11 protein-coding genes are annotated in these 14,447 nt (G+C 41.9%); 8 read left to right on the forward strand and 3 right to left on the reverse strand.

The window, feature by feature from the left end; all coding sequences use genetic code 11:
* The first annotated feature begins 119 nt into the window (after nt 1-119).
* The 3 genes from JWG45_RS05405 (at nt 120) to JWG45_RS05415 (ending at nt 3,399) form a co-directional block, all read left to right on the forward strand.
* On the forward strand, nt 120-647 hold the full coding sequence (locus JWG45_RS05405) for a helix-turn-helix transcriptional regulator (protein WP_205278748.1): 528 nt from the start codon (nt 120-122) through the stop codon (nt 645-647).
* 39 nt (nt 648-686) lie between these two features.
* Nucleotides 687-1,283: a DUF4269 domain-containing protein gene (locus JWG45_RS05410; protein WP_205278749.1), complete on the forward strand. Its 597-nt coding sequence runs from the start codon at nt 687-689 to the stop codon at nt 1,281-1,283.
* A gap of 136 nt (nt 1,284-1,419) precedes the next feature.
* The gene (locus tag JWG45_RS05415; protein WP_205278750.1) at nt 1,420-3,399 is read left to right on the forward strand and encodes a M48 family metallopeptidase; all 1,980 of its coding nucleotides are present in this window, start codon (nt 1,420-1,422) and stop codon (nt 3,397-3,399) included.
* A 459-nt stretch (nt 3,400-3,858) separates the two neighbouring features.
* Here the strand turns inward: JWG45_RS05415 and JWG45_RS05420 are convergent, their stop codons facing one another.
* Together JWG45_RS05420 and JWG45_RS05425 are read right to left on the reverse strand one after the other, a co-directional pair.
* On the reverse strand, nt 3,859-4,341 hold the full coding sequence (locus JWG45_RS05420) for an Lcl C-terminal domain-containing protein (protein WP_205278751.1): 483 nt from the start codon (nt 4,339-4,341) through the stop codon (nt 3,859-3,861).
* Nucleotides 4,342-4,427: 86 nt separating this feature from the next.
* Entirely contained in the window at nt 4,428-6,611 is a 2,184-nt protein-coding gene (locus JWG45_RS05425) for a putative Ig domain-containing protein (RefSeq protein WP_205278752.1), read from the reverse strand.
* A 600-nt stretch (nt 6,612-7,211) separates the two neighbouring features.
* Here JWG45_RS05425 and JWG45_RS05430 point away from each other — a divergent pair.
* The 5 genes from JWG45_RS05430 (at nt 7,212) to JWG45_RS05450 (ending at nt 13,885) form a co-directional block, all read left to right on the forward strand.
* Nucleotides 7,212-8,522 (forward strand): 3-hydroxyacyl-CoA dehydrogenase family protein, encoded by a 1,311-nt coding sequence (locus JWG45_RS05430; protein ID WP_205278753.1) that lies wholly within the window; start codon nt 7,212-7,214, stop codon nt 8,520-8,522.
* Between the two features lie 20 nt (nt 8,523-8,542).
* The gene (locus tag JWG45_RS05435; protein WP_205278754.1) at nt 8,543-9,808 is read left to right on the forward strand and encodes an acetyl-CoA acetyltransferase; all 1,266 of its coding nucleotides are present in this window, start codon (nt 8,543-8,545) and stop codon (nt 9,806-9,808) included.
* A 1-nt stretch (nt 9,809) separates the two neighbouring features.
* On the forward strand, nt 9,810-10,247 hold the full coding sequence (locus JWG45_RS05440; protein ID WP_205278755.1) for a hypothetical protein: 438 nt from the start codon (nt 9,810-9,812) through the stop codon (nt 10,245-10,247).
* A gap of 508 nt (nt 10,248-10,755) precedes the next feature.
* Nucleotides 10,756-11,616, forward strand: a complete 861-nt coding sequence (locus tag JWG45_RS05445) for an LIC13305 family lipoprotein (protein WP_205278756.1) — start codon at nt 10,756-10,758, stop codon at nt 11,614-11,616.
* 229 nt (nt 11,617-11,845) lie between these two features.
* A complete protein-coding gene (locus JWG45_RS05450; protein ID WP_205278757.1) occupies nt 11,846-13,885 on the forward strand; it encodes a gamma-glutamyltransferase family protein in 2,040 nt (679 codons plus the stop codon).
* A gap of 139 nt (nt 13,886-14,024) precedes the next feature.
* Here the strand turns inward: JWG45_RS05450 and JWG45_RS05455 are convergent, their stop codons facing one another.
* Nucleotides 14,025-14,447, reverse strand: coding sequence for an acyl-CoA thioesterase (locus JWG45_RS05455; protein ID WP_205278758.1), 423 nt, complete (start codon nt 14,445-14,447; stop codon nt 14,025-14,027).

Raw genomic sequence — 14,447 nt, forward strand, 5'->3', positions numbered from 1 at the left:
CTTACTTTCTAATGAAGTCGAAATTCACTCCAAAACTTTTTGATTAAAATCAGGTTTAACAAAACGATCGGAATCCGGAGATGGGGAGAATTCGACGTGAATCTTTTTAGAAGGTAAAAATGAGACTCTGGTTTCCTCAAGAAAAGCGGTTTTACTTTTTTTCAGTTTATGTTTTTCTAATTTTACTTTGGATCATCGAGGAGATTCTAACATTCGCTTTCGATATTCATTGGATCGAAAGATCGCAGGCGTATTTTACGACGATAGAAATTATAGTCGGCCTTCTTTCAATCATCGGAGTTTTCTTCCTTATTCAAGAAATTCGACATACGCAAACCGATATCGAATCGGCCAAAATCGCAATCGAAGGACTAAAGAGTAAAAACCAACTCCTAATACATACCAATCAATCCTTTTGGGAATCCTTACAGAGACAATTGGAAGAATGGGATCTTTCGGATAAGGAAAAAGAAATCGCCTTTCTCCTGCTTAGAGGAATGTCCAATCACCAGATCGCCGCAATTCGCGGAAAAAGTCTGAAGACGATAGAAAATCAAACGTTTTCGATTTATCAGAAATCCGGAACCACGGGGAAACTCGAATTCATCGCGTATTTTATTTCCCCTCTCCTTCCGGAAGAAGACTAATAGAAATCCTTTTTCAAAAAGTCGCGTCATCCATGTATTATGAATTTTAGAAATGCCCGCTTTTTAGTTGATTCTCTCAAAATCGGTAATCAAAAACAAAAACTGCTCTGGGAAGATCTGGAAGAATATTCAATTCTAAAAACACTTCTCAAATACGATCCTTATCTTGCCGGTACAATTCCTTTGGGAATAGATCATGATCAGAGCGACGTCGACATTCTTTGTGAATTTTCAAACGAAGAAGAATTTTATTCTTTCGGTGAATTTACGTTTAAGAATTTCAAAGGATTCCAGATCCTAAGAAAAATATTTCAAGACCTTCCTGCCATTCTCATCCGATTTCAAACTGAAAAATTCAAATATGAAATTTTCGCTCAAAGACTTCCGGTACTTCAGCAAATGGGTTACGTTCATTTCATGATAGAAAGTGAAATTCTCTTTTTAGGCGGACCTCGGTTTAAGGAAGGAATTCAAACTCTAAAAAAGGAAGGCTGGAAAACTGAGGAAGCTTTTTGTAAACTCTTAGGAATTAGAGAAGATCCATATCGATTTCTTTTCGGATTAATATTTTTTCCACCCGAAGAACTCAGAAAATTCGTCTTAGAGTCCGAGTTCTTTTTAAAAAAGGATATATAACCATTACAAGCGTTAGCTATTCCTAAACGAAAATCGATGTAAAGAAATTGTTGTCCAATTCAGGCTTGACATTTCAGATTTTTTAACGATCTTAGTGATCCGTTACTTCTTAAATATTTTCTAAGGTTGCGAGAATATGTTTAGAACTTTTAAAAACATTCTTTTTTTCTTATCCGTCTTCGGTTGTTTTTCTCTTCACGCTCAAAAAAACAACAATATCAACTTCGATTCCGAACTCTACGCACAAATAGTCCGCCAAAGCGGGTATCAATACAGTGCGATTCTAAAATCCCGAAAAGTTCTTAAGGATCATAATAACTGGAAAAAACCGATCGACGCAGCCTTTCGAAAACTCGCCGATTCTTCCGGAAATCCCTCCTTTCCAATCGTGTATAACGTCATTCAGGACAACTCCTTCAACGCGTTCGCTATGGCTGGCGGACAGTTTTGTATCAACTCCGGAACCCTCGATATTCTCGATCAGGTGATTACAGGTTCGGAATCGGATGCAAAAGACAAGATGAACTTCTATAGAGAAAGATACATTGCGGGAGTTCTTTCTCACGAGTTGTCGCACTATTATAATAAACACACTTTCAACTCGGTGAAAAAATTCTATCAACTCAAAGAAAATCCAACGAGTGAAGCCGTTTTGGACAACTTGAAATTCTCCCAAGAACAGGAAGTCGATGCGGATCAGACTGGCTTTCAGCTTTTAAACAAAGCCGGATATGGAGGAGAGTATATGATCCGAACGTTGGAGTTGATGAGCGATATCGATAATCAATATAAAGAATATATCGTAAGTAAAAAACTGGATAAAGTAAGTCCGGAATCGATGACATCTCTTTATTTCACAAGTCATCCTTCGCCGAATGATCGTCTTTCCCGTTTTAACGGAGATAAACAGGAACTATATTCTTTACTCGCAACCTTAGAGAAAACATACGACGATATCCAATTTGGAAAGAACTTAGATCAGGCAAAATCGAATCTCGAGAAAGCGCTTTCCAAATTTCCAGGAAATACTCATTTAGAAAAATCTTATGCAGTTTGCCTTCACAAAATTTGGATGGCGACCGCGAGCAACGACGACCTTAAATTAAAGCCGGTTATCGACATGCCTTCCTTTAGGGATTCAATGGTCTTTCCGGGAGGTCTCCGCAAAAGAGCCGTTATGCGAACCATTCCTGGCAATCAAGCTGCTTACGAAAAAGCAATGGAAGCATACAAGAAGGTAATTCTAAAAACAGAGGATCCCTACTTCATCTCAAATTACGCGGTTCTTTTATCCTATTCCACCGAAGAGAACGATATGAACGTCGCCAGATCTTTGGCGGGGAATAGTGTTCGAGCCGAGAATTCCATTCCTTTGGCAAATAATCTCGGGATCGTTTTTTATTGGACGGACGACCAAACAAAGGCTTTAGAAGTTTTCAAATCTGTGGCTTCGATGGTGGATAAAAGAGTTCAATCTTTTGGAGAAAAGGCGAAATCGAATCCGGAGATTCAGGCTTATCTACAAGGAATCGGAAACTCGATCCGTCAAAAAACTCAACTGGATCCCGATTATGTTTATGAGAACTTTACGCCTATTTTAAATTACGTCCTTTTGGAATCTTATAAAGCAAAAACACCTCAAACAAAACAACTAGCGTTATATTATCTTGAGAATTACGACTCTTCTTCGGGATGGGCAAAACACCTCGCAGAGTTCCACGGAATTACTCTTCCCGATCCTTCTCAAAATCCAAAACAAAATGCGTTCAAAGTGGGAGGAGTCGGTCCGGGAGATAAGCTCGAAGATCTATTAAAACTCTGGGGAAAACCGGACAAGATCCAAGTGGACAAAAGTTCAGGAAGCGAGTTTTATATTTACAATAAAAAAGAAACTTCTTTTCTTCTTAGCATAGGCTCCGTTCTCCAAGTCAACGCGTATGGAGACAACAGTCCAGGAATCGATAAGGGAGTTTCGATCGGTTCGGATCGTGGGACAGCGGAAAAAATATTCGGAAAACAATTTCAGAAAAACGGTCCTTATTTGGGTTATACTCAAAACGGAAGCGCGTTTGTGAAATACCGAAAGAACAAAGTTGATCAGATCATTCTTCAATAAGCGTTTTAGATGCGAGAAATGGAAAATTTTTACATAGGATTCACTTTTTTGGAGTGAACGTTTTTAAGCCGATTCGTCGTCACAAAAAAGACTCTAACGAATTTCTTTTGAACTTCGTTGATTCTTATTGTATCCCGAGTAATTTCTTTTTAATGATTCCCTATGTATCTTAGAATTGGATCGTACATTCAAAGAGGAAGCGGATCCCGTTGAGAGAAAAAGTCGCCGAGTTGTCTTATTGTATCGGATTCTTGATGAAAAAAAGAAATCGAAACAAGGAAACACATTTGGATTCCTCCAAAAAATTAATTCGACCCTCCTTTGAATAGAAAATAAGCAAGACTGAATCCATTCGGCTTCTTGCGAAACCGAATAGAATTCTGAGTGAGATTGAGATCCCTTTTATTGAGCATTAATCAAGGGCCGGACCGAGCGAAATCATTTCGACGATTTTTCTATCTACGGTGGGGAAGCAACACAACGAACATAATAAGAAGCAGTCTTACCGCCTGAAGAAGTAAAACCGGAAGTAAAATTGATTGCCCAGGCTTCCACAGTACCGCCGCTGTACCGATATGTCGTTGAAGTCCAATAGTATTGATTTACCGTTCCAAGAAAATAAGTTCCATTGATAATCGGAGATGTGGCCTGGGTATGATCTAATATACTTCGCAATTCGGTAACGGAAGGTAATCTCCAAACCCTTGAAGTCAAAGAAAGACCATTGCAGTAAGTAAGCGCGTTCGCCCAATTCCTTTGGGTTCCATCCGCCGTCTTTTGCCAAATCAAAGCATTTCCAAGATCGGTAATCGTACCATCTCCGTTATCTACAAATGGAGCGCCGCTGATCGAGCTCGAATATAAAAAAAATAAAACAAGAATTTGGAAAAATGGAAACCGAATCCATTTAGGGATTCTTTTGACGATGATGACGTTCAACATAACTATCTCCTTTAAAATATGAACTTCTATTTTTTTAGTCCTTCGATATAACTCACTAAGGCTTTTATTTCCGATCAGAAGAAGCACTATGGCGCCGAAGTAACGCAACGAACACGGGTACTCGAACTTCCGTCATCCGCAACCCAAGTCGTGCTTCCATTTGAGAAATACAAAGCCAAAGCAATGCCCGATGTTGGAACATACGCGTTCGAACTCAGATAATAATAACCTGCATCCGTATTCGGAAAAGCGGTTAGAAATGTTTTCGGATTGCCGGATCCGGTTCCGGACGAGTTATTAAAGTCTACGAGTGTTTCCAACTCCGAGATGGTTGGCAATCTCCAACCTTGAAGATTTGCGTAGCCTGCACCCGAATTTAGAGCGTTCAAAGCGGCACAAGATGCAGAACCTGCCGCTCTGGAAGTAAAAAAACTGGAACCGTCCGCAGTTGCACAATCAATTCCCTTTCGACCTTGATGACAGGTTTTCCAAATCTGTCCCGTAATATTATTCACAGTAATGAAATCAGGTGCATTGACCAACGAAGGCCCAGTAAAACTTGGAGTAGATCCATTTTGCAATTGCCCGTCCTGCCCCAAAGAACTTGCCAACGAACAAGTAGCATCCAACGTTCCGACCGAATTCCAACATTGGGTTTGTAATGATTTTTGAGGCGGTGGTCCGACAATCATGATCTTTACAGTCTTCGTTGTGTTTCCGGAAGAATTGCTCGCCGTAACGACGTAATCCGTAGCCGCTTGCAAACCTGTCGGTGTTCCAGAAATAGCGCAGGTGGTGGAATGAATCGACAAACCCGGAGGCAAGGCCACGTCCGTAGTACAATTTGTTACCGTTCCTGAAACTGTGGGAGTCAACGTCGGGATGGTTGTGAGCCTTGTGAAGAGGAATGGACTTCCGACATAATTCAAAGCGGAAGGTGGGGCCATATTAACTTCGATAGATATTGTCGTCGTTGCATTTCCGCTCGCGTTACTCGCCGTTACAACGTAATTCGTAGCCGTTTGCGTTGTCGTGGGTGTGCCCGAAATCGCACAAGTGGTCGAATTGATCCCCATTCCAGTCGGTAAAGCAATGTCCGTTACACAATTGGTCACGGATCCGGTGAAAGTCGGAGTTACTGTCGAAATCGTTGAATTCTGGGTAAAAACAAACGGGCTTCCGACGTAATTCAAGGAAGAAGGGGCCGCCATATTGACGGTGATCGATATCGTTGCAGTTGTGCTTCCGTAAACATTGCTCGCGGTAACAACGTAATTTGCGGCTACTTGTGTTACAGTGGGCGTTCCCGAAATCGCACAAGTTGAATTGTGTATCGACAAACCAGTCGGGAGCGGGATGTCTGTCGTGCAACTCGTAACCGTACCCGTAAAAGTCGGAGTTTGGGTAGCAATCGGAGCGTCCTTGCTAAAGACAAACGGACTTCCAGCGTAAATCAATGTAGTAGGCGCGGTTTCATTTACCACAATCGAAATGGTTGTAGTCGTATTTCCAAATGCATTGCTTGCGGTAATGGTGTAAGTCGTAGGAGGTTGCGGAACTGTCGGCGTACCGGAAATCATACAATTCGGATCGAGAGATAATCCAAGAGGAAGTGGAATGTCGCTGGAACAGCTCGTTACAGTTCCTCTGACGGATGGACGCAGGGGAGGAGTCGGAGCATTTTTAGTAAAAATAATGGCAGGGGAAGCAAAAGCGAAGGCTGCAGGTGGATTGGTGTCAACAGTAATTATGATCAAGCTTGTCTTATCCGAAGCCTCGTTGGATGCAGTGATCGAATGTTCGGTGGCAGCTTGCTCCACATTTGGAATTCCAGAAAGAGAGCAGTCGGTTTGATTCAGGACCAGTCCGGTAGGCAACGGAGGATTTACCGTACAATTTTGAATTTCTCCCGAAATCTCAGGGGCGATTTCGGAAATTACGGCGTCCCTTGTCATTACATAGGGACTATCGGAATAATTTAGGGAAATCGGATTTGAAGGTTGATTTACTAAACCGAAAGGTCCCAAAATTCCCATGAACTTCAAAGAACCGCCCTTCCCTTGTACACATCCGTTTGCAGCCGTTAGGAGGAAAAAGAATAAAATTAGAATTTTGTATAGACCAAACTTATTTTTTGTTTCAATCTTAAGATTGAATTCTTTCCAAAATTGAATTCTAAAAATTGAATGTGTTTTTGAAATGAAAAACCAATTAAAGAAGAATGTAAGAAAGCATTGTGATTTTGCGAACTCCGCATCTATTTTTTTCATAAACTATTTTACCTGGCCCTAAGAAATAACGATTCTTAATAAATTTCAAATGAGCTTGTAAAATAATATTTATACAAACGGGAGTTTTTAACTTAAGGGCAGATTTACTATCGACGAGTTCCCTCACGAATTGAAAGGAGATCCAAAGTAAACTGTCTTTGCAAAAGATTCATCTATGTAGGAATCAAAAAGGAAATCCGACATGATATCTTTTTATGGAGAAATTTACTCGAAATCTCAGTCCATTTCCGCTCTAGTTATAAACTGAATTTTTATTTTTGCGTCTTTCAAAGAATCTTAGGATTCATCTGAAACCAAGATCGATTTTTTCTAGAATCGAGTCTCTGGACGTTTGAAACAACGCAACTGTTACCATCCTAAGAATCCGCAGTTAAAACCTTGAAAACGAATTCTGTATTTTTTAGAAACAGCCTCTCATTCACACTATGTTTTAAGCCTTTTATAATAGTTATAAACAGAACATTCGTTCTGTTTTAGAATAATTCTATAGTCGATTCCTTTGAAAAAAACCTTTCCTCCTCGCGTAGCTGTTTTAAACAGGTTCTATTCCATTGAAAATCCAAGAATTGGTATAGTTTCATGAGAGAGATAAAAACAGTAACAGTATTAGGCGCAAACGGTACTATGGGTGCCGGATCAGCCGCAATCGTCGCCTCCTTTGGGAAGGCAAAAGTCCATATGCTCGCAAGGGACATAAGCAAAGCGAAAGAAGGTATTGAGAAAGCGATCGGTTCCGTGAAGACGGATACGATTCGACCAAGGCTCATTCCCGGTTCTTACGATGCAGATCTTGAAAAAGCGGTAGCAGAATCCGACTGGGTCTTCGAACTCGTTGCGGAAAGTTATGAAGTAAAAGAACCGATCAACAAAAGAATCGCAAGCTCCAGAAGACCTGGCACTATCGTTTCCACTGTTTCTTCCGGACTTTCCATCGAAAGACTTTCAAAGGCATTCGATGAAGACGGACAAAAACATTATTTTGGAACTCACTTCTTCAACCCTCCATATAAAATGATTCTTTGCGAACTCGTTTCACACAAAGGATCGGATAAAAAAGTTCTCAAACAACTCGGAGAATATCTGGATCAAGTTTTAGGACGCGCGGTCGTTTACACAAACGATACCCCCGCGTTTGCCGGAAACAGAATCGGATTTCAGCTCATCAACGAAGTCGCTCAGATCGCAGAAAAATATTCAGATAAAGGCGGGATCGCTCTTATGGACGCGATCATGAGCGGTTATACAGGAAGAGCGATGGCTCCTCTCGATACGGCCGACTTCGTAGGTTTGGATGTTCACAAAGCGATCGTGGACAACCTCTACGAAATGACAAAAGATGCGGCTCATTCTACTTTTAAAATGCCGGGTTACTTCCAAAAGCTGATCGATAAAGGTGATTTAGGAAGAAAAGCAGGTGGCGGACTTTATAAGATGTCTAAAACTCCGGACGGTAAGAAAGAAAAGTTAGTCTATAATATAGGCGCCGATCTTTACGAACCTCTTCCTAAGTTTGATATCGATTTTATTCGTCAGGCGAATAGAAGAATTTCCGAAGCGGATTATATCGGCGCTATGAACATTGTAAAAGAAGCGAAAGGTTTTGAAGCGGACCTCGCGAGATACTTCATCGCAAGATACGTAAGTTATTCTCTTTCTATCGTAGGAGAAGTCGTAGACACAAAAGAAATGGCGGACCTCGCAATGGGAACCGGATTTAACTGGGCTCCTGCATCTGCGTTCGTTGATTTCTTAGGCGGACCTAAGGATACGATTCAATTGATCGAAAAAGCAAAACTTCCGGTTCCTGAGGTATTAGCAAAAGCGAAACCGGGGAAACCGTTTTACGAGCTGAAGGAAAAACTTGACGCTCGATCACTTTTTAAAGGATAATTAGTAAGGCAGGTATCACCATGAGCGAGAAAATTTACGTCCTCGGCGGGGAACAGACCGATTTTCAAAGAAACTGGACTAAGGAAGGAAAGACCTTCATGTCCTTGATGCGCGAGGCCGTACAAGACGGTTTAGCCGCAGTGGGAATCACACCCGATGAACTCAAAAAACTAAATAAACAAAATAGAATCGGAATTTTCGTAGGAAACTTCGATGCGGAGCAATATGCAACTCAAGGTCACTTGGGAGCATTTTTAACCGAAGTCGATCCTGCTTTCTACGGAATTCCAGGTGGACGTTTTGAAGCGGCATGTGCATCCGGCTCCATCGCTCTCGATGCGGCGGCCACAAAAATCCGGGCGAAAGACTACGATGTTGCCATCGTTCTCGGAATCGAGATCATGAAAACCGTAAGTTCTTCCGTTGGTGGAGACTTTTTAGGAACTGCCGCTTATTACGAAAAAGAAGCGAAAGGGGTTCAATTTCCTTTCCCAAAACTTTTCGGAAAACTCGCGGATGTAATTTTGGAAAGATACAAACTTCCGGAACAAAGATTCATGGGCGCGTTAGCCGAAATCTCAAGAATCAACTACGACAACGCAAAGAGAAACCCGAAGGCGCAGACACGTTCTTGGTTTATGAATAAAGAACACGCAAACGCAAGAGGCGGAGAATACAATATGGCAGTCGGAGGAAGACTCTGCATTACCGATTGTTCTCAAGTTACCGACGGCGCTGCGATGGTAGTTCTCGCTAACAAATCTTATACTGAAGAATACGCGAAAAAAAGAGGGAAGAAGATCAACACGATCCCAAGACTGAAAGGTTGGGGACACAGAGTTGCGCCGATCACTTTTGACGCGAAGGTTGCAGAATCCAAAGGGGATAAATACATTCTCCCTTGGACAAGACAAACCGTAAAAGACGCGTATGACAGAGCGGAACTCGGAGTGAAGGACATCGACGTTTTTGAAACTCACGACTGTTTCACTTCCTCCGAATATGCTGCGATCTCCGCTTTTGGAATCACACAACCAGGAAAAGAACACGAGGCGATCGAAGACGGCGTGATCGATTTGAAAGGTAAAAAACCGATCAATCCATCCGGTGGACTCATCGGAGTCGGACACCCGGTTGGAGCTTCCGGAGTTCGGATGATGCTCGATCTTTACAAACAAGTCACTGGAACCGCCGGCAACTACCAAGTAGAAGGCGCTAAAAACGGATTGATGCTGAACATCGGCGGATCCGCAACAACGAACGTGGTTTTCATCGTAGGAAAGTAAAATGAGCTTAAAGACTGCAAAAGACTGGAATCAATTTCTTTTAAGGCTTTTTATCGCCTTTGGTTTTTGGGAAGTGATCTCCGTACCTCTTCGCAGTCTTTTGTTTTCTCGCTTTTACTACGACCCTGCCTATAAATCTTTCTTCCAATCTGTGGGAATGATTTTATGGGTAGGGCCGATCGTTGCAGACCTGATACAAGTTTTCTTTTTGGGAATTATCATTCGTCTTGCGAAAGATTCCCTACCCACGGGAATCGTCGGGGGATTGATCGTAGCAGTTTGTTTTTCGTTGGCGGCTTATGTCGGACCTGCGATCTCTATCCTGAACTTTGTGAATGTTCTTCCGAACATGATCGTATGGCTTTGGGTTTTTTCCCAATTTCTCCTAACTTTGATTTCCTCTCTGATTTTGACTTATTCGGCGGAAGAAGAATTTTAAACGGGAGAATTTTTATCCCGTTTAAAACTCAGGAAGTAAACCTTTCTCGATTCAAGCTTTCAAATGATTCAAAATAGAATGTGAATTCACGTTATCAATTTGGGCGGCTCCCGCCAACCGACTTACAAAAGTAAGTTTGAACGAATCAGGCGGGATCGGGCTCTCCGCTACGGTCAAGTTATTGAAAACTCAATCACTTCGATCACTCTTTCTAAAAACCAATAACTTGACCCCGCGTCGATCCCTGCCGCGGCGACCAATCGGGAACTCCGGGGATTGACTTCTTTTGTATCGATATAAACCAAGATCGAAAAATGCAGGAATTATCATAGATTCCATTGAATATTATCGATCACTCGGAAAAGTGTTCTTTGTTTTTAAGACCAATCGGAGTTCACATTATAATCCGAATTCTTTCCTACGAGTTTTCTCGGGATTCTATGGCTTAACTTGAAAGCAAGTTCAGTATTTATTTCCGGATGTTTTGAAAATATCCGGAGAAAAATCCATGAGAATCAATATAAAATTTGTTTTAAGCTCTTTGTTTCTTTGTGCCTTCTTGTCCTTTTGTTCCATGAAAGAAGAGGATAAGATGAGCTCCAACCTTCTTCTACTTTTATTGTTTCAGGACCGGGCTGAAAACTACGATCGGGACGTTCAAATCATAACGCATACGATCATAGCCTCTCCTTCGGTTTCCTATGACGTGAATTATACGGATGAAGATTTGAATTATTATAAGGATCTAATTGAGACCGAAATCGCGAAATATCCGAGAGGATATGTGATTAAAGCTCGCGCGGAAAGAATCGTATTTACTAGAAATCTTTATATAAATTCTATCGGTTACAGAGGGGGTCTATCAAGACCGGAAGAAAATATTATATTTTTGAACGTTCCCGACGGATTGAAATCTATGGGAATGGGGAATTCTAATCCCAACAACTTCCTAAACCGATTATCAAACGGAATACACCATGAACTTACCCATAGCATGGATTATGTTATGGGCTATTACTGGGATCCAAAATGGAAATCCTTTAATCCACCTTTCTTTCAATATGGAAGTTACCAGTTCTCCTCCAGTCCTCGTCGTTTCGGTCCCAATGTTTCTGTCACCTCATTCTGGAATCCTATTGACGGTTTTGTGAGCGAATACGCCACGTCGAATTTTGCTGAAGATCGAGCGGATGTCGGAGCTGTATTTCAAGGACGTCATTTTTTCTACTTAAATGAAATTTGCGCTACCGACCCTATCGTAGCCGCGAAAGTGCGTTTGACGATCGATGAAATGAATCGCTTTTGGCCTTTTCCCGGTGCGGAAAATACCCAGTGGAAACGTAGATTCTCCGAGGTACAATGCAATTGACAGGCTTTGTTTAAAAAAACGAAACACATTGGAATTCATCGGATGCTTTTATTTCTTTAGAATCCGAATTTTAATTCCGTAGATCGTAAGACCACGTTATTCATTCCTTCCTATATTTTTCAGTGGATTCATTTGTAAGAGCAACTACATTGTGTCAAAAAAATCCTTGAACTCATAACGAATTCGGGCGCCAGAGAAAGGCCTCGAATTCCATTCAGGAAGGCAATCAATGAACCGAATTATTAAATACTCCTTACTCGGCGTCGTTTTCTTAGCCGCATTCTTCTATGCTTTTTATTTCACCTTCTCAAGACCCGACGAAATCCTAGAATTCAACGACCCTTATCAACAAGACCGCCCTCTCGCAGAAGGTTCCAAAATGATGGTGGCCTCCGGTCATCCAATCGCAACGAAAGTGGCGTTGGAAATTTTGGAAAAAGGAGGAAATACCGCGGATGCGGGAGCGGCCGCATTACTCGTGTTAAACGTTACCCAAGGAGAAGAAGCTTCCTTTCCGGGTGTGGCCCCTCTTCTCTACTACGATTCAAAGAGTCAAAATGTGGAAAGTTATATCGGCGCCGGAAAAGCTCCTTCCAAGGCTACGATCGAGTATTTTCAATCCAGAGGACACAAATACATTCCAACTTTGAAATATAGTTCTCAGTTGATTCCCGCTTCTCCGGACGTGATTGTCGCGCTTCTAAAAAAATACGGGACGATGAGTTTCACGGAGGTCAGCGCTCCGGCAATCAAAATTGCGGAAGAAGGCTTCCCCGTTCACAAAATTCTGATGCGAAATCTAAATATCAATATTTTCAAAAGATTCGGATTTTCCATTCTTCTTCCATACAATGCAGAAGTTTATTTGGATAAGAAATGGTGGAAACCGCTCTATCAGAATGAGCGTTTTCGACGTCCCGCGCTCGGAAAAACGTTACGCGAAATTGCAGCGGTAGAATCAGAAGCAATCAAATCCGGTTCCGATCGAAACAAAGCTCTCGACTCGGTCCGAAAGTATTTCTACGAGGGCCCGATCGCCGAAAGGATCGTTCGCGCTCACGATCAAAACGACGGAACCATGACCAAATCGGATCTCTCATCCTATTCCGGTGCTTGGGAAAAACCGCTCCGAGGAGATTACGGACCTTACACGATCTTCTCCAATCAAACTTGGAATCAAGGGGCCGTGGTTCCTCTTGCCCTGCAGATTCTCGAAGGAATCGATTTAAAAAAGATGGGTCACAATTCTCCAGAATATATCCATACCGTCGTTCAGGCGATCGAGCTAGCGATGGCGGATCGAGAAAAATACTTCGGAGATCCGGCGTTCGTAAACGTTCCCGTGGAAGGGCTTCTCAGTAAAGAATATGCGGCCGAAAGAAGAAAACTTCTACAATCGAATGCTTTCGGTAAAACCCCTCCTTTCGGAAATCCTGCCGTTTATCAAAAGAAGAATATTTCAAACTCACTCGATTCTCAAAGAAAGAGGAAAGATTTTTTGCGGAATCAAAATGATTCTCCTGTCGATCAAAATCAACTTTCAAAAGAGGATTCCTCCGATTCTAATCTCAACACTTCGGTATTACGACGGATGATTGGAAAACTGAATTCTTTTGAATCGCCTCTTGCATTCCATTCTTCCGTCGAAGATCGGCAACTTTCTCTTTGGGAAAAGACCGGAAAAGTGGGACGTGATACGACGTATCTCAGCATCATAGATCCGAAAGGAAATTCTCTCTCCCTTACTCCGAGCGACTTTCCACAATCGCCGATGATCGAAGGAGATATCACCTTGGGCATCCGTATGACTCAATTTCGCTTGGATCCAAATCATCCTTCTGCCTTACTTCCCGGAAAAAGACCCACGATCACTCCGAATGCTTCTATGGTTTTTAAGGACGGAAAATTCTTTATGAGCTTCGGAACTCCCGGCGGCGATATGCAAACCCAAGCAACTATACAAGTTTTTTTGAATATGATTATTTTCGGTATGAATCCTCAAACCGCTGTAAACGCGCCTCGTTTCCGTTCCTTAAATTGGCCTGACGCATTCTCACCGCACGCGTATTATCCGGGTCGTTTGGAATTGGAAAAAGAAATCGATTCTAAACACGGAAAAAAACTGAAAGAATTGGGATATGACGTAATCGGGAGGGAGGTCTGGGAATACGATTTTGGCGCACCTTGTATTTCTATGAAAGATCCGAAAACGGGCAAACTCTTAGGAGGAGCGGACCCTCGAAAAGAATCCTGGGCGGAAGGACGTTGAATATTTCGTAGAGAATTAACTTTTTCGCATTTTTTAGAAAACCGGGAGTTCCCACAATTCTAAGTTCAAGCAAAGAATCGGGTCATAGTTCCTACATTTTAGAATCGTTGCAAAAAAAAGGAATCGATCGAGGTCGTTGTCAACCTTCTCTATTTTGTTTCTGAAAATCTTTGAGGTCTTCTTCTAAAATTTTTCTAATTCTCGGCGGAATGGGAATCGAAATTTTTTTTTTGTGATCAAAGGTCACTTGCACCGTTTTCGCGAATGCAAAAACTTCCTTCGTATTGGATTCTAAAATGACGGATTGAAAATCCCAAGAGCTGTTTCCGATCCGAATTACGGAAGTTTGCACCTCGACAACGTGGTTTATTTCGATCGATTTTTTGAGATCGATTTCAATTCTCGCGAGAATAAAAGGAACGTCGAAAACGTCCTTCACAGCAAATCGACGACGGCAATAATCCACTCTTCCGATTTCCAAATACGAAACAAAAACGGAATTGCTCACGTGAGCGAAGGGATCCATATCCATCCATCGCGTCTGAATCGGAGTGGAAATCAT

It is taken from the genome of Leptospira ainlahdjerensis (genome assembly GCF_016919175.1).
Taxonomy (GTDB): Bacteria; Spirochaetota; Leptospiria; order Leptospirales; family Leptospiraceae; genus Leptospira; species Leptospira ainlahdjerensis.